This is a genomic window from Sphingomonas sp. GC_Shp_6, assembly GCF_026540835.1.
Classification (GTDB): Bacteria; Pseudomonadota; Alphaproteobacteria; order Sphingomonadales; family Sphingomonadaceae; genus Sphingomonas.
Window position 1 is genome coordinate 266052 of sequence record NZ_JALNUO010000004.1, and the last position, 23170, is coordinate 289221.

A 23170-nucleotide genomic window follows, 5' to 3' on the forward strand; every position below is an offset into this window, starting at 1 on the left:
CTAGGCTCCTGCCATCTGCGCGAATTTCCAGCTCGCGGCGGCGAGCCGGTAGACTCCGGCGGCCGATGCTTCCGCCTGCGCGCTCGACGCCGTGCCAGCGGCGATGCGTTTTTTGATGCCCTGGACGATGCCCGTCAGGCGGAACAGATTATACGCGAAGTACCAGTTGAGATCGGGGATGCCGTCGCGACCGGTGCGGGCGCAGTAACGCGCGGTCATCGCCTCGATCGTCGGGATGCCCGTCTCGGGACCGGTATGGCCGAGCACGCCCGACCGGCCTTCCGGTTCGGTCACCCAGCTCATCAGGAAATAGGAGAAATCGGCCAACGGATCGCCGAGCGTCGACAGCTCCCAATCGAGCACCGCGATCACCCGCGGCGTGTCGGGCGCGAAGATCATGTTGTCGATGCGGTAATCGCCATGAACGATCGAGGTCCGCGTCTGTTCGGGAATGGTGCGCGGCAGCCATTCGATCAGCCGCTCGACTTCGGGCATCGTCTCGGTTTCGCTCGCGCGATATTGCCGCGTCCAGCGTTCGACCTGGCGTGCGAAATAATTGCCGGGCTTGCCGTAATCGCCGAGACCGGCGGCCTGGTAATCCGCATTGTGAAGATCGGCGAGCGTATCGCACATCGCCTCGTACAGCGCCGTACGCTCGGCCGGCGCGTAACCCGGCAGCGTTCCGTCCCAGAGATTGCGGCCATCGGCCAGCCCCATGACGTAGAACATCGCGCCGATCACCGCTTCGTCGGTGCACAGGCCATAAGGCTTGGCGACCGGGAAGCCGGTAGGATGGAGCCCCGAGATCAGCCGATATTCGCGGTCGACCGCATGCGCGCTCGGCAGCAATTCGCCGAACGGCTTGCGGCGCAGCACATAGGCGCCCGAAGGGCTGTCGATCCGGTAGGTCGGATTCGACTGGCCGCCAGCGAACTTGGCATAGGTGAGCGGCCCCTCGAAGCCGGCCACGTTCGCCTCCATCCAGGCGGTCAGCCGGGCCGTGTCCAGCCGGTCCTTCTCGCCCACCGGGATCGTGGCGGAGCGCGTGTCGGTCATGCGAAGGTGATGACGCTGCGCGTGGTGTCGCCCTTGCGCAATTCGTCGAACGCGTCGTTGATCCGTTCGAGCGGCATGCGATCCGCGATGATCGTGTCGAGATCGAGCAATCCGCGCATGTAGAAATCCACCAGTCGGGGGATGTCGACCGGGAAGTGGTTGCGACCCATCAGCGCGCCCTGCAGCGTCTTGTCGGCCAGCAGATCGAGCGCGGAGAGCCCCACCTTCTCGCCCAGCGGCATCATGCCCAGGATCGTAGCGGTGCCACCGCGCCGCAGCACCTTCACCGCCGTGGCGGCGGATTGCGGACGGCCGACCGCCTCGATCGCATGATGGACGCCGCCCTTGCTGATGGCGACCACCTCATCGGCGGCGGTTTCGCTCCCCGCATCGATCGTGTGGGTCGCGCCCAGCTTCTCGGCCAGCGCGCGCTTTTCTGCCACGGGATCGAGCGCGATCACCTTGCCGGCGCCGGCGATCTTCGCGGCATTGATCGCGGCAAGGCCGATCCCGCCGCACCCGACGACGCACACGGTTTCGCCCGGCACGACCGCCGCGGCGTTGAACACCGCGCCCGCCCCCGTCGTGACGGCACAACCGAGCAGCGCCGCGCGGTCCATCGGCATGTCGCGATCGATCGCGACGCACGCATGTTCGTGCACCAGCATCATCTCGGCATAGGCGGAGAGGTTCAGCATCTGGGCGATCGGCGTCTCGCCCATCATCAGCCGCGGTGCCGCGCCCCGGGGCCGCCGCACGCTCGCATCGATGCACAGCGACATACGGCCGGTGACGCAGAACTCGCACTGACCGCAAAAGGCCGAGAGGCAGGTGACGACGTGATCGCCCACCTTCACGCTTCTCACCTCGTCGCCGATCGCTTCGACGACGCCGCACGCCTCATGACCGGGAATCGTCGGCATCGCGTGCGGGTAGGCGCCGTCGACGAAGTGGAGGTCGGACCGGCAGACGCCCACCGCCATCGTCCGGATCAGCACCTCGTGCGCGAGCGGCTTGGAGACCGCGACGTCTTCGATCGAGAGCGGCGTCTTGGCTTCGAACAGGACCGCGGCCTTCATCAGCGGCTCGCTCCGACATCGCCGCTCGACACCCGGTCGCTGTTCCGCGCGCCATATTTGCCGAACTCGTTGCGCGCGATCGACCGGTTGTGCACCTCGTCCGGTCCGTCGGCAAAACGCAGCGTGCGCATCGCCGCCCAGTCATGCGCCAGCTTGAAATCGCCCGAGACTCCGCCGCCGCCATGCGCTTGAATCGCATCGTCCAGGATCTGGAGCGCCATGTTCGGCGCCTGCACCTTGATCATCGAAATCTCGAGCTGCGCCGCCTTGTTCCCGGCCTTGTCCATCATGTCGGCCGCCTTCAGGCAGAGCAGCCGCGTCATCTCGATATCGATCCGCGCCTTGGCGATCCGCTGCTCCCAGACCGAGTGATCCGCGATCCGCTTGCCGAACGCCACCCGGCTGAGCAGCCGCTTCGCCATCGCCTCGATCGCGGTTTCGGCGACGCCGATGGTGCGCATGCAATGATGGATGCGGCCCGGTCCGAGACGACCCTGCGCGATTTCGAAGCCGCGCCCCTCGCCGAGCAGGACGTTCTCGACCGGAACCCGCACGTCCTTCAGCTCGACCTCGCCGTGACCATGCGGCGCATGATCGTACCCATATACCGAAAGCATCCGCTTGATCGTCACGCCCGGCGTGTCCATCGGCACCAGGATCTGGCTTTGCTGGCTATGGCGCGAACCCTCAAAGCTGGTCTTGCCCATCACGATGGCGACGGCACAGCGCGGATCGCCGACGCCGCTCGACCACCATTTCGTGCCGTTGATGACGTAGTGATCGCCATCGCGGATCATCGCGGTCTCGATATTGGTGGCATCCGACGACGCCACCGCCGGCTCGGTCATGAGGAAGGCGGAGCGGATCTCGCCGTTCATCAGCGGTCGCAGCCACCGCTCCTTCTGATCCAGCGTACCGTAACGATGGAAGACTTCCATATTGCCGGTATCGGGCGCCGAACAGTTGAAGCATTCGCTGGCCCAGCCGATCTTGCCCATTTCCTCGGCGCACAGCGCATATTCGAGGTTCGTAAGCTGCGTGCCCTCGAATTCGAAACTGTCGTCGACATGCGTCTGGCCGGAATGCGGCGGCATGAAGAAATTCCAGAGACCGGCGGCTTTTGCCTTCTCCTTCACCTCTTCGATCACCGGCAGCACCTTCCACCGATCGCCCTCATGGCTCTGCGCGTCGTAATCCGCCTGGCGCGGCGCGATCTCGCGCGCGATGAAATCGCGGACCCGGTCCCGGAAAAACGTCTCGCGCTCGCTCAGCGTGAAATCCATCGCACCCTCTCCATCGCTCGTCGCCACCGCGCTTAGACCGTACCGCATCTTCGGTAAAGCGCCGTGCCGCGGCTTTCGACGCCGATGCGGCGCGGCGCACCGCCTGCTGCAAAAAACACTGTTCCTTCGAATCGAAGCTGATACTGTCCGCGGCATGAGCGTGATGGAGGGGCGTGCCACCGAAGGCGAACAGGGCACGAAGCGTTTTCGAGCGAAGCGCGATGCGATCCTGGCCGCGGCGGCCGAGGCGATCAACGAACAGAGCGCGAAGGGCATGACCTTCGCCGATGTCGCACGTCGGGTCGGGCTCAACACGACCAGCGTCACCTATTATTTCAAGCGCAAGGAAGACCTTGCCGCCGCCGCCTTCGAAAACACGCTCGCCAGCCTGATGGCGATGCTCGACGAGGCGATGACCGCGCCCAGCGCGCGCGAACGCGTCGCGCGCTATCTCTCGCTCAACATGGACCGACTCGCCCGGATCGAGCGTGGCGAGGAGACCGCCTTCGCGGTCCTGTCCGATCTGCGCGCCACGGAGGATCCGGTGCGCGCCCGGCTGATGGCAGGCTGGCAGCGCGTCTTCCGCGCCACGCGGGGATTATGGGGCACGGCCTCCACGCGCGCGCAGACCGATCTGTTCGGCGCACGCGCGCATGTGCTGCTCGAAAACACCTTCTGGCTCCCGGTCTGGCTGTCGCGCTACGATCCCGATCAATATGGCCGGGTGGAGGCGCGGCTGATGGACGTCTTCGCCAACGGCATCGCCGCGCCCGGCGAGAGCTGGTCGCCGACGATGCTGGAACTGGCGCATGACGGTCGCGAGCCGGGGCGAGAGGCGTTCCTGCTGGCGGCCACCCGGCTCATCAACGAACTGGGCTATCGCGGCGCGTCGGTGCAGCGCATCGCCTCGCAGCTGAACGTCACCAAGGGCAGTTTCTACCACCATCTCGACGCCAAGGACGACCTCGTCATCGCCTGTTACCGGCGCAGCTTCGACACCATCGCCGGCGCGCAGGCCCGCGCGGACGCCGTCGGCGGCAGTGAGTGGCACCGGCTGTCGAGCGTGATCGCTACCCTGCTCGACGTGCAGTTCGCCGAACGCGGCCCCCTGCTGCGCACCACCGCACTGAGCGGCCTGCCGCCCGAGGCGCGCGCCGCCATGCTCGATCGATCGAACCGGACCGCCAGGCGTTATGCGGGCACGATCATGGACGGCATCGCGCAAGGGTCATGCCGCCCGGTCGACGCGCTGATCGCGGCGCAGGCGCTGATGGCGCTCCAGAACGCGGCGTTCGACATGCGCAAATGGGCGGGCACCATGCCGCGCGATCAGGCGATCGCCATGTACGCCTCGACGATGCTGTTCGGCCTGTTCGACGATCGCGCGGCCTCGCTCTAGGCGCGCGTCTGGTGCGGGTGGTCGGGCTCGAACCGACACTCCTTGCGGAACCGGATTTTGAGTCCGGCGCGTCTACCAATTCCACCACACCCGCATCGGCGTGGCGCTCCGGGTAACGCAAGCGGATAGCCGGGAGCAACGAAAAAGGGCAGCCCCGCAAGGAGCCGCCCTTCTTTTTCGTCGGCGAGCCGTCATGGGACCGAATCCCATGACGTCGAACGGAGCTGTGCTCCGCCGGCCGGCCTTGCGAGTTTCGCGCGCTGTTGCCAGCGCACGCCCGCTGCGGCTTACTTGACCTCGACGGTCGCGCCGGCGGCTTCGAGCTGCGCCTTGATCTTGGCGGCCTCGTCCTTCGACACGCCTTCCTTGACGGCCTTGGGAGCCGACTCGACCAGCGTCTTGGCTTCGGTCAGGCCGAGCGAGGTGATCGCGCGGACTTCCTTGATGACGTTGATCTTCTTGCCACCGTCGCCGGTGAGGATCACGTCGAACTCGGTCTGCTCTTCGGCTGCGGGCGCTGCTGCGCCGCCGCCACCGGCGGCCGGTGCGGCAACCGCTGCGGCCGCCGAAACGCCCCACTTCTCTTCGAGCATCTTGGAAAGCTCGGCCGCCTCGAGGACGGTCAGTTCGCTCAGGCTGTCAACCAGCGCGTTCAGGTCTGCCATGTTCATTCTCCATGCGGGGCGCATCGCCCCAAAGTGTCAGTCGGTCGAAACGAAGATCCGAAGATCAGGCGTCTGCCTTGTCCTTCTCGGCATAGGCCGACAGCACGCGGGCGAGCTGCGCCGCGGGAGCCTGCGCGATCGTGGCGATCTTCGTGGCGGGTGCCACGATGAGGCCGAGGATCTTGGCGCGCAGTTCATCCAGCGAGGGCAACGTCGCAAGCGCCTGCACGCCGGCTACGTCGAGAGGAGTCGCGCCCATCGCCCCGCCCACGATTTCGAACTTGTCGTTCGTCTTCGCGAAATCCACGGCCACCTTGGCGGCCGCGACGGGATCGATCGAGGTGGCCAGCGCCACGGGACCGGTCAGCATGCTGCCGATCGAGCCGTAGTCCGTGCCGTCGAGCGCGATGATGGCAAGCTTGTTCTTCGAGACCCTGTAGGTCGCGCCGGCGTCACGCATCTTGTTCCGCAGCACAGTGGACTGTGCGACGGTCATGCCGAGGTTGCGGGTGACGACCACCACGCCGACTTCGGCAAAATTGCGGTTCAGCTCGGCGACGGCTGCGGTCTTCTGATCGCGATCCATGCCATTCTCCACATTCTGGGCGACACGCGCGAACGCGTCACCCGGTTCAAGACCGGTGGAGCGGAACCCCACCGGGGTGTCCTTCGATGGGGCATGGGAGGCAGACCGGCGACGCTTCGTGGAAGCGATCGGGCGGTGAAATCCTTCATCCCCGTCTCGGCGGGAAATTAAGCCACGGCGAACCCGCGGCACCCACTGTCTTGGACGGAACCCGGCGGACGAACCACCGGGACGAGGGCGCCCATAGCAGATCGGTGCCCCCCGTCAACCTGGCGCTAGGCCACGGGTGGCCGGCGGCGATAGCTCAAAGCCTCCGCAACATGCGTGCGCCCGACCGATTCAGCGCCCGCCAGGTCCGCGATCGTGCGCGCCACCCGCAGAATCCGCGTATAGCCCCGCGCGGTGAGCCGCATCGTCTCGGCCGCCTGCGCCAGCAGCGTGCGGCCCGGATCGTCGGGCGTCGCGACCGCATCCAGCAGCGGACCATCGGCTTCGGCATTGGTCCGTGCCGCGGCGTTCGCGTAACGGCGCGTCTGAACCTGCCGCGCGGCGGCGACGCGGCTTGCGACTTCGGCGGAACCTTCGCCGGGCGGCGGCAGGACGAGATCGGCGGCGGTGACGGCCGCCACATCGACATGCAGATCGATCCGATCGAGCAACGGGCCCGATATCTTGCCCTGATAATCGGCGGCGCATCGCGGTGCACGGGCGCAGGCGAGGCTCGCATCGCCCAGATGACCGCATCGGCAGGGATTCATCGCCGCGATCAACTGCACGCGTGCCGGAAAATTCACATGCGCGTTGGCGCGCGCGACGCTCACGATGCCGGTCTCGAGCGGCTGGCGCAGCGAATCGAGCACCGCACGCTGGAACTCGGGCAGTTCGTCGAGGAACAGCACGCCGAGATGCGCGAGGCTCACCTCGCCCGGCTTCACCTTCAGCCCGCCGCCCGTCAGCGCCGCCATGGAGGCCGAATGATGCGGGCTGCGAAACGGGCGATTGCGGGTCAGGCGTCCGTTCGCGAGCGTCCCCGCCACCGACTGCACCATCGACACCTCCAGCGCCTCGGCCGCATCGAGCGGCGGCAATATGCCCGGCAGGCACGCCGCCATCAGCGACTTTCCCGCGCCCGGCGGCCCGCACATCAGGAGGTTGTGCCCGCCGGCCGCTGCGATCTCGAGCGCCCGCTTGGCGGTCTCCTGCCCCTTCACCTGGCGCAGGTCCGGCCCGTGCACGACATCGTCCGCCTCGCCCGGTTCCGGTGGGCGAAGCAGCCCGTGACCCTTGAAATGGTTGATGAGGCCGAGGAGATCGGGCGCGGCGACCACCTCGATCGATCCGGCCCAGGCCGCTTCCGATCCCTGCGCCGCAGGGCAGACCAGCCCCTTCCCTTCTGCCGATGCGTGGAGCGCGGCGAGCAGCACGCCCGGCGACGGTGCGATCCGCGCATCAAGCCCCAGTTCGCCCACCACGACATAGTCCGCCAGCGTCTCGACATCGACGATGCCCATCGCGCCGAGCAGCGCGAGCGCGATCGGCAGGTCGAAATGCGATCCCTCCTTGGGCAGATCGGCGGGCGAAAGGTTTACCGCGATCCGCTTGGGCGGCAACGCGAGGCCCATCGCTGCGATCGCGCCACGCACCCGCTCGCGGCTTTCCCCCACCGCCTTGTCGCCCAGACCGACGACGTTGAAGGCGGGGAGCCCCGGGATGAGCTGCACCTGCACCTCGACGGCGCGCGCCTCCAGCCCCAGATACGCCACCGTCGATACAATCGTCGCCACGCGCACACCCCCGAATGCCCATCGTCAGCCGCCGTTCATAAGCGGTTTTGCAGGGCGCGCCACCGGCGCCGTCTTGCCGCCGCAACACACCGGAGCCACATGGCGGCGATGCGCCCACCCCGTCACCCCGCGATGCGGATCGCCCAGCTCGTCCTCGGCGGCGTCCTGATCGTGGGCGCAGGGGTGGTGGGGCCGCTGCCCGGGCCGGGCGGGATCTTCCTGTTCGCGGGCGGACTGATCCTGATCCTGCGCAACTCCTACCGCGCCAAGGTGCGCTGGGCCCGGCTGAAGCGGCGCTGGCCGCGGACGGGGAACCTGGTCGATCGCGCCATGCGCCGGCCGAGTGCGCGGCGGCGGCATGCCCGCACCCGCGACATCGGACCGCCCGGAGCGAATTGACTTGGCGCCCCGTCTTGCCTATGCGCTGCCGCCAACAAAGGCCGTCCCGCGTGGCGGCCCTTTTCATTCGTACGATCAGGACATGAACGATGAAGCGGACCTTTCAGCCGAGCAACCTGGTGCGCACCCGCCGTCACGGCTTTCGCGCACGGATGGCGACGGTCGGCGGACGGAGCGTGATTCGCGCCCGCCGCAACCGCGGCCGCAAGAAGCTGTCGGCCTGAACATCCTCACGCGCCGCCGGGATTTCCTGGCGGCCAACGGGGGAAAGCGGGCGCCGATGCCGGGATTCGTCCTGCTGGTGCGCGCGCGCAAGGACGGTGACGACACGATGCGCGTCGGCTTCACCGTCACCAAGAAAGTCGGCAACGCCGTGGTGCGCAACCGCATGAAGCGGCGGCTGCGATCGCTGGCGCGCGAACTGCTGCCGGAAAACGGCATCGCGGGCGCTGATCACGTTCTGATCGGCCGCAACGGCGGGATCGAGCGCGATTATGGCGACCTGCGGCGGGAACTGGCCAAGGCGCTCGGCAAGGTGCGCCGGTGATCGCGCGCCTGCTGATCCTCCTCGCGCGGGGTTGGCAGCTCGGGCCATCGTTGATCCTGCCATCCTCCTGCCGGTTCCAGCCCTCCTGTTCGGCCTATGCAATCACCGCGCTTCGCCGCTATGGCGCGGCCAGAGGGAGCTGGTTGGCGGCAAAGCGCATCGCGCGCTGTCATCCATGGGGCGGGTACGGACCCGATCCCGTTCCATGAAGATTGGGGCCTAGCCGTGAAAGACGATCGTCAGAACTTCGTGGTCTTCGCGGTGATCGCGGCGCTGATCCTGTTCGGCTGGCCGCTGATCCAGGGCAAATTCTTCCCGACCGCCAATCCGCCCGTGACCAAGATCGCGGACGGCAAGACGAAGATCGTCGCCAACCCGAACGCCGATCCGACCGCTGACGGCCCCGCCGCGATGCGGGATCGCGCGGTCGTGCTGGGCGAGACGCCCCGCGTCCGGATCGAGACGCCCAAGATCCGGGGCTCGCTCAACCTGAAGGGCGCCCGGATCGACGATCTCGTTCTGGTGGATTACAAGGAAACGATCGCGAAGAACTCCGCGCCGATCCGCCTCCTTTCCCCGGCCGGCGCGCCCGAAGCCTATTTCGCCGGATTCGGCTGGCGTGACGAGGGGCTGAAGCCGCCGTCCGCCGACACGGTGTGGAAGGCGACCGGAACGCTGCTGTCGCCCGGCCATCCCGTGACGCTCGACGCGGCGAACGCCACCGGCCAGCGCTTCCGCATCACGCTGTCGGTCGATTCCGACTACATGTTCACGGTGCAGCAAACGGTGCTGAACGCCGGCGCCGCACCCGTGCCGGTTGCGCCGTACGGCTTCGTCAACCGGTCGGGCGTCTCGAAGGATGCCTCCACCTGGCAGAATCATACCGGCCCCACCTCGGTGCACGAGGGCAGCGCGGATTACGGGTACAAGTTCAAGGATCTCGACAGCGCGCCGCAGCATTTCTCGACGCAGGGCGGCTGGCTCGGCTTTGCGGACAAATATTGGCTGACCGCGCTGGTGCCCGATCAGGGCGCGACGTTCGACGGCCAGTTCCGCGCCGGTGCGAACACCACCTATCAGGGCGATTACACGCTCAGCCCCAAGCTGCTCGCGCCGGGCAAAGCCGTAACCCAGACGACGCGCTTCTTCGCGGGCGCCAAGGAAGTGAAGACGCTCCAGCGCTACGAAGCCGCGGGTATCCCGAAATTCGACAAGGCGATCGACTGGGGTTACTTCGAAATCGTCGAAAAGCCGATCTTCACCTATCTCGACTGGCTGTTCCACATCGTCGGCAATTTCGGCCTCGCCATCATCCTGCTGACGCTGACGATCCGCGCGGTGATGTTCCCGATCGCGCAGCGCCAGTTCGCCTCGATGGCGGCGATGCGCGCCATCCAGCCGAAGATGAAGGCGCTCCAGGAACGCTACAAGGACGACAAGCCGCGCCAGCAGCAGGAGATCATGGCGCTCTACAAGCAGGAGAAGGTCAATCCGCTCGCCGGCTGCCTGCCGACGCTGATCCAGGTGCCGATCTTCTATGCGCTCTACAAGGTGCTGATGATCACGATCGAGATGCGGCACCAGCCGTTCGTCCTGTGGATCAAGGATCTGTCGTCGCCCGATCCGCTGACGCCGGTGAACCTGTTCGGCCTCCTACCCTTCACGCCGCCGCACATGATCGCGATCGGTGTCGTGCCTATCCTGCTCGGCATCTCGATGTTCTTCCAGTTCCGCCTGAACCCGACGCCGATGGACGATACGCAAAAGCAGGTCTTCGCGTTCATGCCCTGGGTGCTGATGTTCGTGATGGCGCCGTTCGCGGTCGGGCTGCAGGTCTATTGGATCACCACCAACTGCATCTCGATCCTGCAACAGAAGCTGCTCTATGCACGTCATCCGCAGCTGAAGACGCCGGTGGCGAAATGAGCTTCGAACCCGAGCAGATCGAGACGGCGCGCAAGCTCTTCGCGGGGCCGATCGCGTTTCTGAAATCGGCGCCGACGCTGGAATATATCCCCGCGCCCGACGTACCCGAGGTGGCGTTCGCGGGGCGTTCCAATGTCGGCAAATCGTCGCTGCTGAACGCGCTGGCCGGCCGCAACGCGCTCGCGCGCACGTCCAACACGCCGGGGCGCACGCAGGAACTGAACTTCTTCGACGTGGGCGATCCGCTCGCGTTTCGCTTGGTCGACATGCCGGGCTATGGCTTTGCCAAGGCGCCCAAGGACATGGTCAAGAAGTGGCGGTTCCTCGTGAACGACTTCCTGCGCGGTCGCGACGTGCTGAAGCGCACGCTGGTGCTGGTCGATTCGCGTCACGGGCTCAAGGACGTCGATCGCGAGATCATGGAGATGCTCGACAAGGCCGCAGTCAGCTATCGCATGGTCCTGACCAAGACCGACAAGGTGAAGCCGACCGAATTGTCCGTCACGCTGGCGGCGATGGCGGACGAGGTGCGCAAGCGTCCCGCCGCGCATCCGGACATCCTGCAGACCTCGAGCGAAACCGGCTATGGCATCCCCGAACTCCGCGCGGCGGTGATCGAGGCGGTGGGCTGAGCGCCGCTCAACCGAACAGCCGCGCCATGCTCCGTTCCAGCATGACGAGCTGCCAGAGCGTCCGCCCATGCTCGCCGCGCCCGCTGCGATGTTCGGCCGCCATCGCGCCGATGGCGGCCATGTCGAACCATCCCGTGTCGTTCAAGGTCCGCGATCGCGCCAGCGCCGCGGCTTCGTCGGCGAGCGCCCCCCGGAACCAGGCACCGATCGGCGTGACGAACCCCATCTTGGGCCGATAGAGGATCTCGCGCGGCAGATAGGGCCGCATCGCGCGCTTCATCAGCCACTTGCCCTGGCCGTGGCGCAGCCGCATCGACACCGGCAGCGTGGCCGCGAATTCGATCAGCCGGTGGTCGAGCAGCGGCTCGCGCGCCTCCAGCCCGACTGCCATGCTGGTGCGGTCGACCTTGGTGAGGATATCGCCCGGCAGCCAATGCTTGATGTCGGCATATTGCGCACGGTCGAGCGCATCGCGCGCCGGCGCCGCCCGCATCGTCGCCACATAGCGGTCTTCGGCACGATAGCCGCCGAGCGCGCGACGGGCCTCCGCCGAGAACAGGCGCGCCCGCCATTCGGGCGTGGTCACGCCCACCGCCCGCGCATAGGCCTCGTCGCCATCGGCCGCGAGCGCGAGCAAGGTGGATTTCGCGCGCAACGGGCGCGGTGCCCAATCCGCCTTGGGATACCAGCGCCCCAGTGCGCCGAACGCATCGCGGCGCAGGCCGGCGGGCATCAGCGCACGGACCCGCTCTTCGGCAGCCTGGAACCGGTAGCGGCGATACCCGGCCAGCGCCTCGTCCGCGCCGTCGCCCGACAGCGCGACCGTCACCCGCTCGCGCGCGAGCGCACATACTTGATAGGTGGCAAGCGCCGAGGCATCGGCGAAGGGTTCGTCGAACGCAGCGACCAGCGTGTCGATCAGGCCGGCATCGTCCGACCGCACCACCCGCGCATGGTGGTCGGTCGCAAAGCGCGCCGCGACGGCGTCGGCATGCGCACGCTCGTCATGCCCCGCTTCGTCGAAGCCGATCGTGCAGGTGGTGATCGCATCGCGCGATGCCTCCGCCATCAGCGCGACCACCGCCGAACTGTCCACGCCGCCCGACAGGAACGCCCCGAGCGGCACGTCCGCGACCATCCGCGAGCGCACTCCGTCGCGCATCCGCGCCACGAGTTCGTCGCCCAGCGCCGCCGCCGAGCCGCGTGCGCGGTTCGAGAAATCCAGATCCCACCATCGGCGGGGCGCGGGCACGGGTCTGCCGCGCGCGATCAGCAGGAAATGCCCGGCCGCCAGCTTGTGCACTCCCGCGACGAGGCAGGCATCGTCGGGGACATAGCCGAACGCCAGATAATCCTCGACCGCGCGCAGATCGGGCGTGCGGCGGAGCAACGGGTGGGCGAGCAGCCCCTTCAGTTCGGAGGCGAAGGCGACCGAGCCGTCGGACAGTTCCACCCAATGGAGCGGCTTCACCCCCAGCCGGTCGCGCGCGAGGAACAGCGCCTGCGCATCGGCATCGTGGATCGCGAAGGCGAACATGCCGTTCAGCCGGTCGAGCAGCCCCGGCCCCCAGGCGCGCCAGCCGTGCAGCAGCACCTCGGTATCGCCCGCCGTCCGGAAACGCGCGCCCCGCTCTTCGAGCTCGGCGCGCAGCTCGGCGAAATTGTAGATCTCGCCATTATAGGTGACGGTCAGCGCATCGTCGCGCATCGGCTGGGGCGAGCCGGCCAGATCGATGATCGACAGACGCCGATGACCCAGCCCCACACCCGGCGCGGTCCACACCCCTTCCCCATCGGGCCCGCGATGCGCCAGCGCGTCGATCATCCGCGCGATGCGCTGCGGATCGACCGGCTTGGGGATTCCGGGATGGAAGATCCCGGCGATGCCGCACATCTCAGCGCATGCCCGCGGAACGGTCTGCCAGCGCGTCGATCGGGCCGAGCGCCACGCGAAACGCCCGGATCGCGGCGACCGGATCATGGCCGGGCAGCACCTCGGCCGACAGATGCACCGCGACGGCCCGTTGCGGGCCACCGAACAGCCGCGCGCGCATCGTCGCCACCTTCACCAGCCTCTCGTCGTGCGTCGTGACATCGCCGACGCGATACCATGTCGCGACGATCCGCTCCACCGCCTGCCGGCCCGGGCCCGGCGCGGTGATCCGCATCGCCGAGCCGCCGTCGATCGGCGGCATGTCCGCGATCCGCACCCAGCGATCCTCCTCGCGCAGCACGCCCGTACCGAAGCCGACCAGTTCGCGCCCTTGTGCCTGCGCGCCATAGACCGCGATCGCCACGTCCACCGCATCGCCACGATCGTCGGCATAGCGGCCGAAGAGATGATGGTCCGCCCCCGGATGGAACGGCTCCCAGGGCGCGCGCGTGCTGAGGAACGCGCGATGCCAGCCCGGGACGTCGGGCAGATCGATATGGTTGGGCAACGCCTGCGCACGGGCCGCGACGGCACCGCTCCAGGCGGGAAAGATCACGGCGGTGGCGAGCACCAGCAGCGCGGCAAGGCCGAGATCGATGCGGTGCCCGACCGGCCGATCGAGCGCGACCGGATCGAAGGCGGGCGCATCGGGCGCACGATCGAACCACCGCCAAGCGATCCCCAGCACCGCCGCCATCACGAGCCCGAAGAACACCCAGCCGTAAACGATGTGATCGAACCCGGTCGCCGCCTCCAGCGAGGTGAGCTGCGCCGCCCAGATCGTGGCGAACGCCCGCACGCCGTTCGCCAGCACGGGCACGATCAGGCTGACGGCCAGGAACATCGCCCGCCGCCGCCAGGAGACGAAACACACATTCGCGACCAGCACGCCGAACGCGATCATCGCGATGACGAATTTGGCGCCCGAACAGGCCTCGGCCACTTCGAAATAATAGCGTCCGGCATGGATCAGCACGCCGTCCACGCTGGCGGGCACGCCGACCGCGCGCAGCATCGGCATCACCATCGCCACCGTCACGTTCTGCAACGGCCTCTCCAGCCCCTCGCCCATCGGCACGAGGAACAGCGCATAAGCCAGCGGGAAGAGCAGCCCGCGTGCCACCTGGGGCCCGAGCAGCGTGACCACCGCGCCCTGCAGCATGACGATCAGGCCCAATTGGCGCGCGAACGACACCGTCGCCGCCTCTCCCATCAACCACCCCGCCCCGCCCACCGCGACGAGCGCGAGGCCCGGCCACCATGCGGCGGGGGTGAGGCGGGCGAGTTGGGCCCGGCGCTGCCACACCAGCCAGGCGATGACGGGGCCGATGAAGAGGCAGTGGCCGAACGTCGTGCTGGTCCACCAGATGCGGACGAGCGCATGCGCATCGCGGTAGAACAGCGATACGATCAACGCGGCGACCAACAGGAGCGCGCCACCATGGCCCGGCCATGCGCCGATCGAACGCCCCTTCGACGCGGTCAGCGCCAGCGTCACTGGAAGCCCATCAGCGCATCGAGCGGCGCGAGCCGCGCATCCCAGGCGTAGCGCGCGATCACTTGATGCCGCGCCGCCTGCCCCAGGGTCGCCGCGGCCCAGGGGTCGTCGAGCACGGCGCAGACGCTATCGGCCAGATCCGCGGGATCATCGGCGATGCGGATCGTACCGGCATGATCGATGCCTTGCGCCGCGGCGGAGGAAGCGATCACCGGACGCGCCATCGCCATCGCCTCCAACACCTTGTTCTGGATGCCGCGCGCGAGCGCCAGCGGCGCCACGCACAGATCGGCCGCGGCCAGCCAACCGCGCGTATCCGGTACGGTGCCCGTCACGATCACGTCCTCGCCGGCCAGCGCACGCACCGCTGCCGTCGGGGCTCGCCCGACGACCGCGAACAGCGCCTGCGGGTGGCGCCGGCGGACCAGCGGCATCACGTCACGCGCAAAGCCCGTCACCGCCTCGATATTCGGCGCATAATCCATCTGCCCGGTGAAGACGATCAAGGGGCGATCCTCCGACATCCGATCGAAGCGACCGTCCGGATCGAAATGCGCGGTGTCGATCCCGTTTTCGACGACCTTCACCGTTCCGACCGCGCCGCCCGAGCGGAACAGCGCGGCCTCCGCCTCGCTGACGAACAGGCTGGCCGCTACGCGCTGCGAGACGGCGCGTTCATAGGCACCGAGCAGCCGCGCCTCGCGTGCCATCAGCCAGCGCATCGTGCCCCGCGCCCGGGCCGCGAAGCCGGCGAACTTGGCGGAATCGACATCGACGAAGTCCATGACGACGGGCATGCGCGCCATCGGGAGATACTGCGCCATCTGCCCGGAAAAGGCATAGATCCGCGCGATGTCGTGGTTCGCCAGCACATCCGCCACGGCGGCGGCCATGGCCTTGTCGGCGAAGGCGGCGAGCGAGGCCGGGCGTCGACTCACCAAAGCTTCGATCGCCGCACGGCCCCGTGCCTTGCGGCGGGGCAGGATGGTGCAGCTTGCCAGCATCGCGCGGAATTCGGGCGGCGGGTCGCGATCCGCCAATTCGTCGGCGAACGCCACCAAATGCACGCGCGCACGCGCCGCCAGATGACGGAGCACGTGATAGCTGCGGATCTTGTCGCCGCGGTCGGGCGGGAACGGGACACGGTGCGCGAGGAAGAGGATGTCGCTCACCCCAGCCCCCGCGCGATCCAGGGGCCGAGGCGGTTGGCGATCGGCAGCGGCAGGCGCTTCCACGCCGCGACCATCGCCGCGTATTTGGGGTTGAGCGGGTTCACCTCGCGGCGCGGCCCCGCGCTTCGCGTGGCGTAATGGCGGGGCATGGGCGCAAAGCCCCAATTCTTCTTGAACGCCGCCGCACCGGTTCCGGTCTTCGATCGGCCGAAATCGAACCGCGTCGCCCCACGGGCACGCGCATGCGCCATCAGCGCGAAATACATCCGGTCGTTGGCGCGCAGGGCTCGCGCCGCCGCACCGCCACCACCCCAATAAGGATAGACGGTCCCGCCGAAATACAGGCTGAGCACGCTCGCGACCGGCCGTCCTTCGTGGCGGACGGTGAGCACATCGGCATCGAGTCGTCCGGCGACTTCGCGGAACAAGCGGGCCGGAAACACCGGCGTCCCCAGGTTGCGGACCGATTCGGCATAGATGCGGTAATGTTCGCGCAGCAGCGCCGGCGTGTCGCCCGTCACGACCTCCAGGTCGATGCCCAGCGCGCGGCGCACTTCGGCGCGTTGCTTGCGGGGAATGGCGAGCAGTTCGGCCGCGTCATCGCCGGCAAGGTCGCGCGCGAAGCCGAGATAGCTGTCGGCATCGACATCCCATTCCTCAGGCAGCGCACCGCCGCGAAGCTCGACGCCGGGGCAGCCGATCCGCTGCGCCAGCGTCCAGGCCGCCGCCGCCAATGGCGCAACGCCCTCCCCCAAGATGCCGCCATCGACGCCGAAACCGGTCGAAACGAGCGCGCGCCCGAACAGGGGCGAGCGCATTTCGGTCAACGGCAGCACGCCGGCAATCGCACCATTGCCCCGTTCGGCGACCAGATAGCGCGCGCGCTGGCCGCATCCGACCTCGACCGCCATGCTCCACGCCGGCAGGTGAAACGGCGTAGCGCCGGGCGTTTCGGTGACGAAAGCAGCAATCCGGTCGGCGTCATGGCGCAGATCCGCCGCGCGCACGCCGATCGACTCAGTCACGCGGCGGCGCCGATGGCCGCGTCCACCCGTCCCCAATCGTGCCGCGCCATCAGTCCGCGCAACTTGCCCGCCATCGCGCGCAGCCGCGCATAATGGCGGATGCGCGATTTCAACGGCGCATTCGCCACGCGCGGCTGGCCGGGATCGATCTCCCAGGGATGGAAATAGAACATCGCCGGTTGCGCCTCGGCGTTCACCTGCCGGACCGCATAATCCGTGATCGCTGCGGGCAACATGCGGAAAAAGCCGCCCCCGGTCGCAAGCCGCCGCCCTGCGAACTCCGCCACGGTCACCGGCACCTCGATCAGCGCGGAGTCGGGCAGTGGTCGAAAGGCGTAGCGGGGCGCCTCGCGCCATCCATAATGGTCGTGGCGCACCGGAGCGACGCTGGACGAATAGCGATAGCCGGCCTCCGCTAGCACCGCATGCGCCCAGGGCGTGCGCGGATCGATCGAGAAGCTCGGCGCGCGATAGCCGGTGACGGCCGCGCCGCCCGCCTGTTCGATCGCGCTGCGCGCCTTGGCAAGGTCGGCGCGAAAGGCGGCCGCATCCATCGTGAAGACGCGCGCATGATCCCAGCCATGGCTGGCGATCTCATGGCCCGCATCCACGATCCGGCGGACGAGCGCCGGATAGCGATGCGCGACCCAGCCGAGCGTGAAGAAGGTGGCCTTGACGCCCGCATCCTCGAACAGCGCGAGCACCGCATCGGTGTTGCGCTCAACGCGCGGCGCGAGCGCATCCCAATCCGCCTTGTCGATCACCCGTTCGAAGGCACCGACTTGGAACCAGTCCTCCACATCGACCGACATGCCGTTGAGCATGGCGTCAGGCCGCGAAGTTGCGGATCGGCGCATAAGGCGGCCGCTGCGCGTCGGTCTCCACCCAATCCACCAGCAGCGTCAGCACGCGGCGCAACGCCACCTCCTGCTGCTCGACCTGCGCCTCGAGCGCCGCGATCCGCGCGACGAGCGTCGGATCGGGTGAAACCACCGCCGGCTCGGCCTCCGACTCGGGCGCACAGTCTGCCTCGGCCTCGGGTGGGACGACGATCGGCTCGGGCTCGGGCTCGGGCGTCAACACAACGCGGGGCGCCGGACGCGCGACGGGCGCGGTGGCCGATTCGAACCAGGACGGTCGCTTCACCTCTTCCGTCGGAGCCGGCGCCTCGCGGACGGGCGTTGCCGACGCGGGTGCCGGCATCGGCGTGACGATGACGGGCGCCGCCGCTGCCGGAGCGGGGAGGCGCTCGACGGGTTCGGGCTTCATCGGCGCGGGCGCATCCGCAAGCGGTGCCCCGATCGGCATCGGCATCGGCAGATCCGCATGGAGATCGCGGATCACCGCATCCACGGTCGCGCCGTCGATCAGGTTGATGCCGCCGATCGCCGCGTGCAACATCGTCCGGCCGGCGAGCAGGTTCAGCCGGCGCGGCACCCCGCCCGATCCGCGATAAAAGGCATCGAACGCATCCTCGGTGAAATCGGGCCGCCCGGTCCAGCCGACCACCGCAAGCCGGTGTGCGATGTAATCGGAGACTTCATGCGCCTCCATCGGATCGAGATGGTGGATCGCGATCACGCGCTGGCGCATCTGTTCGAGGCGATCCTCGCCGTGCAGCCGGTCGCGGAACTCGGGCTGGCCGAGCAACACGATCTGCAGCATCGCATGGCCGCCGGCCTGGAAGTTCGACAGCATGCGCAATTCTTCGAGGCTGGCGACCGGCAGCGCCTGCGCCTCGTCGACGATCAGCAGCGTGCGCTTGCCGGCCCGCGCAACCGCGTGAAGTCCGCGCTCGATCGCGATCAGCAGATCGGCCTTCTCCATGCCCTTCGTCTGCACCCCGAGCGCGGTCGCCACGATGCGCAGCAGATCGGATGCCTCGATCGCGGTGGAGACGATCTTGATTGGGTTCAGGCGCTGCTGATCGAGCGTATCCATCAGATGGCCGACCAGCGTCGTCTTGCCCGCACCGATATCGCCGGTGATGACGATGAAGCCTTCGCCCTGCGCGAGACCATAGCCGAGATAGGCCATCGCCTTCCGGTGGGTGTCGGTCTCGAACCAGAAACGCGGGTCGGGGGTCAGCTGGAAGGGCCGGCCGGTCAATCCGAAATGATCGTCGTACATCGCTGACGTTCCTAGAAGTGATACCGCGCGCCGAGAAGCGCCTGCAGCGACACGTCGCTGGAGAGGTCGCCCACCTTGAAGCTGTAGAGCCCCACCGAAGCCGTGGTGCTCAGGCGGCCGAAATTGCGATAATAGCTGCCCGTCGCCCCATAGGACCAGGTGCCCTCCCCGCCCGAAAGCTGCGTGGTGTAATAATCCACGAACGCGTTCACATCGAGCCCCGAGTTGCGCGACAGGCTGCGCGCCCAGAAGAGCTGACCGTAATAGCTCTCGTCCTCGTCGCCATAGACCACGATGCCGGAGCCGCCGGTCGGCGCATAGAGGCGCCGGTTGGCGTAGCCGATACCCACGCCGAAGGTGGAAAGCCCGCGGGTGATCGTTCCCACCGCATCGACGCCGCGCGCACGATAGCTGGCGGTGGTGATCGACTGGAACACCGAATCGAGGCAACCGCCGGGCGCTCCGCCGCTCGTGCCGAAGACGCAGCCGTTGAACTGTTGCGAGAAGGGATCCTGATTGGAAACGAAGCTCGTCGGCAACGCCGCCACGCCCTGCCGCAATTGCTGGCCGAAGGTCTGGACGCTGTCATAGACATTCACGGCGAAGCCGACCGTCTTGGACGCCTGGTACGTCGCCGTGCCGGTATAACTGAGCGATCCGTAGCGGCGGCCGACATGCGCCTCCACCGACGTGCGGCGGTCGGGTCGCCATACCACGCCCGCATCATAATAGACGCCATCGGTGCGGTAGGCGATTCGGCGCGGCGAATTGGGATCCGTCTCGAATCGACCATTGCCATCCAGCACGGGCGTGCCGCCGGCCGTCAACAGCGGATCGCGCTGGCTGGCCTCGATCCGCTCATAGCCGACACCGGCGGTCAGCGCGACGTTGGGCGAGACGGGAAGCAGCACGTCGCCGCGCCCGTGATACCCCTCGAAGCGCTGGCCGAGCTGCGCGCCATCCTCGCGCTCGTACAGGCCGCTGAGCGTCACGCCGACAGGCAGCACCGTTCCCGGCGCGATGCCGACGGTGGCGGTCGCGAGCTGGCCCAGCGAATGATCGTAATAATCGAGGCGCTGGCCGTCGATCGGCCCGGCATAGGTGGGCGTCTCGACCTTGGTATAGCCGATCTGATAGGCAGCCCCCACGTTCACCACGCCCAACTGGGTGGCGAGCGTCGGGCCGGCATAGACGCCGTAGAGCTGGCTGACGTTGTCGACATTGCCGACAAGTACGCCCGGAGCCGCCCCGCGGATGTCGGAACGCGCGCGCGTGGCGATGCCGCCTGCCTCGAACGTCAGCGCCGGCGTCAGTTTGGCGTCGACGCGCGCGAGGCCGGTGTGGATATCGTCGTCGCCCAGATCATGGCCCTCGCCGAAGCGGTGCTCGTAGCGATAGCTGATCTGGCCGTTGATACGCGCGGTCGTCACCGCCGCGTCCACGCCCGCAGCGACGCTCGTATAGGTGACGGTGTCGCCGCCCTTGAGATCGGCGTCGAGCGTCTGGCTCACTTCGATATAGGGCGTGACGCTGGTCCGCGGCCGGTCCTGCGCGTTGGCGACGGACGGCAGCGCGAGCATCGCGGCGGTGGCGAGAAGGACGGGACGGATCACTGGGACGACTCCTGGTCGTAATAGCTGCCGAACCGGGCGCCGCCCGGCACGAAGGACACCGCGTTGAGGACGAGCTGGATATGCTCGCACCCGTCGAGCAACTGCACGGCGGCGCGCAGCTCGCTTTCGGGCGTGAGATCGGCGCGGACCACGAGCATCACCTGCCCCACCAGCATCGCCAGCACCGAGGCGGGCGACGCCGCGAGAGCGGGTGGCGAATCGAAGATTACCAACCGGTTGGGATTGGCCGACAAGAGCCGCGCGAGCACCGCCCGGGTGCGGGCGCTGGCCAGCAATTCGGTGTCGGTCGAGGTCTTGGTGCCAGCGGGGAGCAGCGACAGATTGGGCACATCGGTGGGTACGATCAGCGTCTCGACATCGAGGTGCGAATCGGCGAGCGCATCGAGCAGCCCGGATCCCTCGTCGACGCCGAGCTGCGCCATGATGTCGGGCTTGGCGAAATCGGCATCGACCAGCAGCACTTCGGTATCGCGCTCGGCGGCGAGCGACAGCGCGAGGTTGATCGCGGTGAAGGTCTTGCCGTCACGCGGACGCGCCGAGCAGACGAGGATCGTCCGCGCCTTGGCGGGTGCGTCGCTTTCGGCGATCCGCTGGCGCACGAGGTTCAACTGGCGCTTGACCAGCCGAAACTCCTCGGCGAGCGGCCCGACCGGCGCGCCGGGCACGATCATGCCGTTCTGCGCGAGCATCATCCGGTCGATCGCCGCCACTTCGCCGCGCGCCAGCGAAGCGCGAAATTCCTCCGGAACGTCGGCGGCAAAGACCGGCTCGACCGGCGGAACGGGAGGCACCAAAGCCGGTGTCATCGGCGGCATCGGCGCGTCGTCCTGCCGCCGCAGATGCTCGCTGAAGTCATAGACCTGGGCGGCGCGTTCGAGCAGCGAAGGCGCGCGTTTCGGATGGATCTTCGTCATGCCGCCATTCCCCGCTGAAGCACTTCGACACCGAGCAGCAGCACATAGGCGGCTCCCAGCGCGGCAAGGCCGCCAGCGAACATCTTCATTCCCCGCGCGCGCTTCTCGGACTGGGCGCGCGTCACCACCTCACCGATTGCGCCGATCACCGGCATGCCGGTCGCGCGTTCCAGCCGCGTGGTGGTGGCGAAGGTCTGCCGCAACTGGCCGAGCGCGAACGCCGCGCCGATCCCGCCGGCGATGCCCGCCACCAGCACGCCCGACAGCAGCAGCATGCGGTTGGGCGCGGTCGGCGTGTGCGGCGTGGTGGGGGGATCGATCACGCTGAACTTCACCTGGTCGGTCTGCGACTGGGCCTGGCCGCGCAGAGCGATCTGCTGACGCTGGGCGAGCAACTGCGCATACGCGTCCTTCGTCACCTGATATTGGCGATCGATATCGCCCTGTTCGGCGGCGACCTGCGGATCGCCCGCGAGCTTGGAATTGAGCTGATCGAGATCCGACTGGAGCTGGCTCTTGCGGATACGCAGCGCCGCGACCTGGCTCTGCTTTTCCGCCTGCATCGACTGAAGCGACTGGTAGAACGGATTGGGCGTGCCCGCGGCGCCGCCCGAAACCGGCTCGCCGCGTGCCGCTGCGGTCGCCGCCGCCAACTGGCTTTTCAGCGCGATCACGTCCGGATGCGCATCGGTATAGCCACGCGCCCGCGCATCGGCGAGCTGGCCCTGGATCGCGATGACCCGCGCCCGGGCCGGGCCGGCCGCACCGCCGGCGGTGCCGGGCAGCGTCGGCGCCACGCCCGCCATCTGCCCCGCGACCGCGGCGACGCCGGATTGCGCGGCACCCAGATCGGCGTCGATCTGCGCCATCTGCGTGCGTGCCGCGCCGATCCGGTCCGCGACGGAGCCGGTGCCCGGCATCGATCCCAGATACCGGTTCTGGAAATCGGCGCGCTTCGTCTCGGCGTCCTGCAGCTTGTCCTGCAGCTGCGCCAATTGCTTGTCGAGGAAAGCGAGCGACTGGCCGTTGCTGGATCGGTCGCCGGCAAGATTCTGCTCGATGAAGATATCGATCAGCTTCTGCGTGATCGTACGCGCCAGCTTGGGGCTGGACGCAGTGGTGGTGATCTCGAACAGATTGTCCTGCTGCGCGGTCACCTTGATGTTCTGGGCGAGGCTCGCGACCCGGTCGGCGACGTCGCGGTCGCTCGCGACCGTGTTGGCGAGATCGGTGCCGCGAACGACCTTTTCGAGATTCACCGCCGAGACGAGCGTCTGGCGGATCGTGTCGACGCTGTTCTGCTGGCTGGGTGCGGGATTGTCGACCGAGGCGGGCAGCACCGACTGCATCTGCACCATGACCCGGGCGTGCGAATCGTAACGGCTGGGGATTTGCGACACCACCAGCCAGCCGACCAGGCACACGCCCCACGCGACGCCGAGCGCGAGCCAGCGCCGCGTCCAGATCGCATGCAGCGCAAGCCGCATCTCGTCATAGATTCCACCCAT

The 23170-nt window shown here is 67.9% G+C and carries 22 protein-coding genes and 1 tRNA gene; 7 read left to right on the forward strand and 16 right to left on the reverse strand.

Annotated elements, in window-relative coordinates:
• The 3 genes from OXQ95_RS07620 to OXQ95_RS07630 are packed head-to-tail and all read right to left on the reverse strand — an operon-like array spanning position 1 to position 3418.
• Positions 1-1056, reverse strand: a complete 1056-nt coding sequence (locus OXQ95_RS07620; protein ID WP_267381034.1) for a phosphotransferase family protein — start codon at positions 1054-1056, stop codon at positions 1-3.
• Positions 1053-2135, reverse strand: coding sequence for a Zn-dependent alcohol dehydrogenase (locus tag OXQ95_RS07625; protein WP_267381035.1), 1083 nt, complete (start codon positions 2133-2135; stop codon positions 1053-1055). The genes OXQ95_RS07620 and OXQ95_RS07625 overlap by 4 nt, the downstream gene beginning before the upstream one ends.
• A complete protein-coding gene (locus OXQ95_RS07630; protein WP_267381036.1) occupies positions 2135-3418 on the reverse strand; it encodes an acyl-CoA dehydrogenase family protein in 1284 nt (427 codons plus the stop codon). Before OXQ95_RS07630 ends, OXQ95_RS07625 begins: the two co-directional genes overlap by 1 nt.
• A gap of 154 nt (positions 3419-3572) precedes the next feature.
• On the opposite strand from OXQ95_RS07630, the gene OXQ95_RS07635 reads away from it, so the two are divergent.
• Entirely contained in the window at positions 3573-4817 is a 1245-nt protein-coding gene (locus OXQ95_RS07635) for a TetR/AcrR family transcriptional regulator (protein WP_242096912.1), read from the forward strand.
• Positions 4818-4826: 9 nt separating this feature from the next.
• Here the strand turns inward: OXQ95_RS07635 and OXQ95_RS07640 are convergent.
• The 4 genes from OXQ95_RS07640 to OXQ95_RS07655 form a co-directional block, all read right to left on the reverse strand.
• Positions 4827-4911: transfer RNA gene (locus OXQ95_RS07640), tRNA-Leu, on the reverse strand.
• 193 nt (positions 4912-5104) lie between these two features.
• Positions 5105-5482 carry a 50S ribosomal protein L7/L12 gene (gene rplL, locus OXQ95_RS07645; RefSeq protein WP_242096911.1) on the reverse strand — a complete coding sequence of 126 codons (378 nt, stop codon included), beginning with the start codon at positions 5480-5482 and terminating at the stop codon, positions 5105-5107.
• Positions 5483-5546: 64 nt separating this feature from the next.
• The gene (gene rplJ / locus OXQ95_RS07650; RefSeq protein ID WP_242097064.1) at positions 5547-6068 is read right to left on the reverse strand and encodes a 50S ribosomal protein L10; all 522 of its coding nucleotides are present in this window, start codon (positions 6066-6068) and stop codon (positions 5547-5549) included.
• 275 nt (positions 6069-6343) lie between these two features.
• The gene (locus OXQ95_RS07655) at positions 6344-7852 is read right to left on the reverse strand and encodes a YifB family Mg chelatase-like AAA ATPase (protein ID WP_267381037.1); all 1509 of its coding nucleotides are present in this window, start codon (positions 7850-7852) and stop codon (positions 6344-6346) included.
• Between the two features lie 99 nt (positions 7853-7951).
• Between OXQ95_RS07655 and OXQ95_RS07660 the strand changes: the two genes are divergently transcribed.
• From OXQ95_RS07660 to yihA, 6 genes are all read left to right on the forward strand, one after another.
• A complete protein-coding gene (locus tag OXQ95_RS07660; RefSeq protein ID WP_242096897.1) occupies positions 7952-8251 on the forward strand; it encodes a hypothetical protein in 300 nt (99 codons plus the stop codon).
• An 89-nt stretch (positions 8252-8340) separates the two neighbouring features.
• Complete coding sequence (rpmH, locus tag OXQ95_RS07665) at positions 8341-8475, forward strand: 50S ribosomal protein L34 (protein WP_242096896.1); 135 nt, start codon at positions 8341-8343, stop codon at positions 8473-8475.
• 2 nt (positions 8476-8477) lie between these two features.
• Positions 8478-8798, forward strand: a complete 321-nt coding sequence (gene rnpA, locus OXQ95_RS07670) for a ribonuclease P protein component (RefSeq protein ID WP_267381118.1) — start codon at positions 8478-8480, stop codon at positions 8796-8798.
• Complete coding sequence (gene yidD / locus OXQ95_RS07675; protein WP_242096894.1) at positions 8795-9007, forward strand: membrane protein insertion efficiency factor YidD; 213 nt, start codon at positions 8795-8797, stop codon at positions 9005-9007. The genes rnpA and yidD overlap by 4 nt, the downstream gene beginning before the upstream one ends.
• Positions 9008-9023: 16 nt before the next feature.
• Positions 9024-10724 carry a membrane protein insertase YidC gene (gene yidC / locus OXQ95_RS07680; protein ID WP_242096893.1) on the forward strand — a complete coding sequence of 567 codons (1701 nt, stop codon included), beginning with the start codon at positions 9024-9026 and terminating at the stop codon, positions 10722-10724.
• Complete coding sequence (yihA, locus tag OXQ95_RS07685; protein WP_242096892.1) at positions 10721-11356, forward strand: ribosome biogenesis GTP-binding protein YihA/YsxC; 636 nt, start codon at positions 10721-10723, stop codon at positions 11354-11356. Before yidC ends, yihA begins: the two co-directional genes overlap by 4 nt.
• 7 nt (positions 11357-11363) lie before the next feature.
• On the opposite strand, the gene OXQ95_RS07690 is transcribed toward yihA, so the two are convergent.
• From OXQ95_RS07690 to OXQ95_RS07730, 9 genes are read right to left on the reverse strand one after another with little or no spacing between them, the layout of a single operon-like run.
• Positions 11364-13250, reverse strand: a complete 1887-nt coding sequence (locus tag OXQ95_RS07690; RefSeq protein ID WP_267381038.1) for an XrtA/PEP-CTERM system amidotransferase — start codon at positions 13248-13250, stop codon at positions 11364-11366.
• A 1-nt stretch (position 13251) separates the two neighbouring features.
• Positions 13252-14781, reverse strand: coding sequence for an exosortase A (gene xrtA / locus OXQ95_RS07695; protein WP_267381119.1), 1530 nt, complete (start codon positions 14779-14781; stop codon positions 13252-13254).
• Positions 14782-14783: 2 nt separating this feature from the next.
• The gene (locus OXQ95_RS07700) at positions 14784-15959 is read right to left on the reverse strand and encodes a TIGR03087 family PEP-CTERM/XrtA system glycosyltransferase (protein WP_267381039.1); all 1176 of its coding nucleotides are present in this window, start codon (positions 15957-15959) and stop codon (positions 14784-14786) included.
• Positions 15956-16984 (reverse strand): FemAB family XrtA/PEP-CTERM system-associated protein, encoded by a 1029-nt coding sequence (locus OXQ95_RS07705; RefSeq protein ID WP_267381040.1) that lies wholly within the window; start codon positions 16982-16984, stop codon positions 15956-15958. Before OXQ95_RS07705 ends, OXQ95_RS07700 begins: the two co-directional genes overlap by 4 nt.
• Positions 16981-17808, reverse strand: a complete 828-nt coding sequence (locus OXQ95_RS07710; protein ID WP_242096888.1) for an XrtA system polysaccharide deacetylase — start codon at positions 17806-17808, stop codon at positions 16981-16983. Before OXQ95_RS07710 ends, OXQ95_RS07705 begins: the two co-directional genes overlap by 4 nt.
• A 4-nt stretch (positions 17809-17812) precedes the next feature.
• A complete protein-coding gene (locus OXQ95_RS07715) occupies positions 17813-19114 on the reverse strand; it encodes an AAA family ATPase (protein ID WP_267381041.1) in 1302 nt (433 codons plus the stop codon).
• Between the two features lie 11 nt (positions 19115-19125).
• Complete coding sequence (locus OXQ95_RS07720; RefSeq protein ID WP_242096886.1) at positions 19126-20727, reverse strand: hypothetical protein; 1602 nt, start codon at positions 20725-20727, stop codon at positions 19126-19128.
• On the reverse strand, positions 20724-21662 hold the full coding sequence (locus tag OXQ95_RS07725; protein ID WP_267381042.1) for an AAA family ATPase: 939 nt from the start codon (positions 21660-21662) through the stop codon (positions 20724-20726). Before OXQ95_RS07725 ends, OXQ95_RS07720 begins: the two co-directional genes overlap by 4 nt.
• Positions 21659-23170 carry an XrtA system polysaccharide chain length determinant gene (locus OXQ95_RS07730; RefSeq protein WP_242096884.1) on the reverse strand — a complete coding sequence of 504 codons (1512 nt, stop codon included), beginning with the start codon at positions 23168-23170 and terminating at the stop codon, positions 21659-21661. The genes OXQ95_RS07725 and OXQ95_RS07730 overlap by 4 nt, the downstream gene beginning before the upstream one ends.

Bases quoted from the DNA above. Each gene is read 5' to 3' on its own strand.
- OXQ95_RS07620 (WP_267381034.1), bottom strand. From the start codon at position 1,056: ATGACCGACACGCGCTCCGCCACGATCCCGGTGGGCGAGAAGGACCGG.
- OXQ95_RS07625 (WP_267381035.1), bottom strand. From the start codon at position 2,135: ATGAAGGCCGCGGTCCTGTTCGAAGCCAAGACGCCGCTCTCGATCGAA.
- OXQ95_RS07630 (WP_267381036.1), bottom strand. From the start codon at position 3,418: ATGGATTTCACGCTGAGCGAGCGCGAGACGTTTTTCCGGGACCGGGTC.
- OXQ95_RS07635 (WP_242096912.1), top strand. From the start codon at position 3,573: ATGAGCGTGATGGAGGGGCGTGCCACCGAAGGCGAACAGGGCACGAAG.
- rplL (WP_242096911.1), bottom strand. From the start codon at position 5,482: ATGGCAGACCTGAACGCGCTGGTTGACAGCCTGAGCGAACTGACCGTC.
- rplJ (WP_242097064.1), bottom strand. From the start codon at position 6,068: ATGGATCGCGATCAGAAGACCGCAGCCGTCGCCGAGCTGAACCGCAAT.
- OXQ95_RS07660 (WP_242096897.1), top strand. From the start codon at position 7,952: ATGGCGGCGATGCGCCCACCCCGTCACCCCGCGATGCGGATCGCCCAG.
- rpmH (WP_242096896.1), top strand. From the start codon at position 8,341: ATGAAGCGGACCTTTCAGCCGAGCAACCTGGTGCGCACCCGCCGTCAC.
- yihA (WP_242096892.1), top strand. From the start codon at position 10,721: ATGAGCTTCGAACCCGAGCAGATCGAGACGGCGCGCAAGCTCTTCGCG.
- OXQ95_RS07690 (WP_267381038.1), bottom strand. From the start codon at position 13,250: ATGTGCGGCATCGCCGGGATCTTCCATCCCGGAATCCCCAAGCCGGTC.
- OXQ95_RS07710 (WP_242096888.1), bottom strand. From the start codon at position 17,808: ATGCTCAACGGCATGTCGGTCGATGTGGAGGACTGGTTCCAAGTCGGT.
- OXQ95_RS07715 (WP_267381041.1), bottom strand. From the start codon at position 19,114: ATGTACGACGATCATTTCGGATTGACCGGCCGGCCCTTCCAGCTGACC.
- OXQ95_RS07725 (WP_267381042.1), bottom strand. From the start codon at position 21,662: ATGACGAAGATCCATCCGAAACGCGCGCCTTCGCTGCTCGAACGCGCC.
- OXQ95_RS07730 (WP_242096884.1), bottom strand. From the start codon at position 23,170: ATGGGTGGAATCTATGACGAGATGCGGCTTGCGCTGCATGCGATCTGG.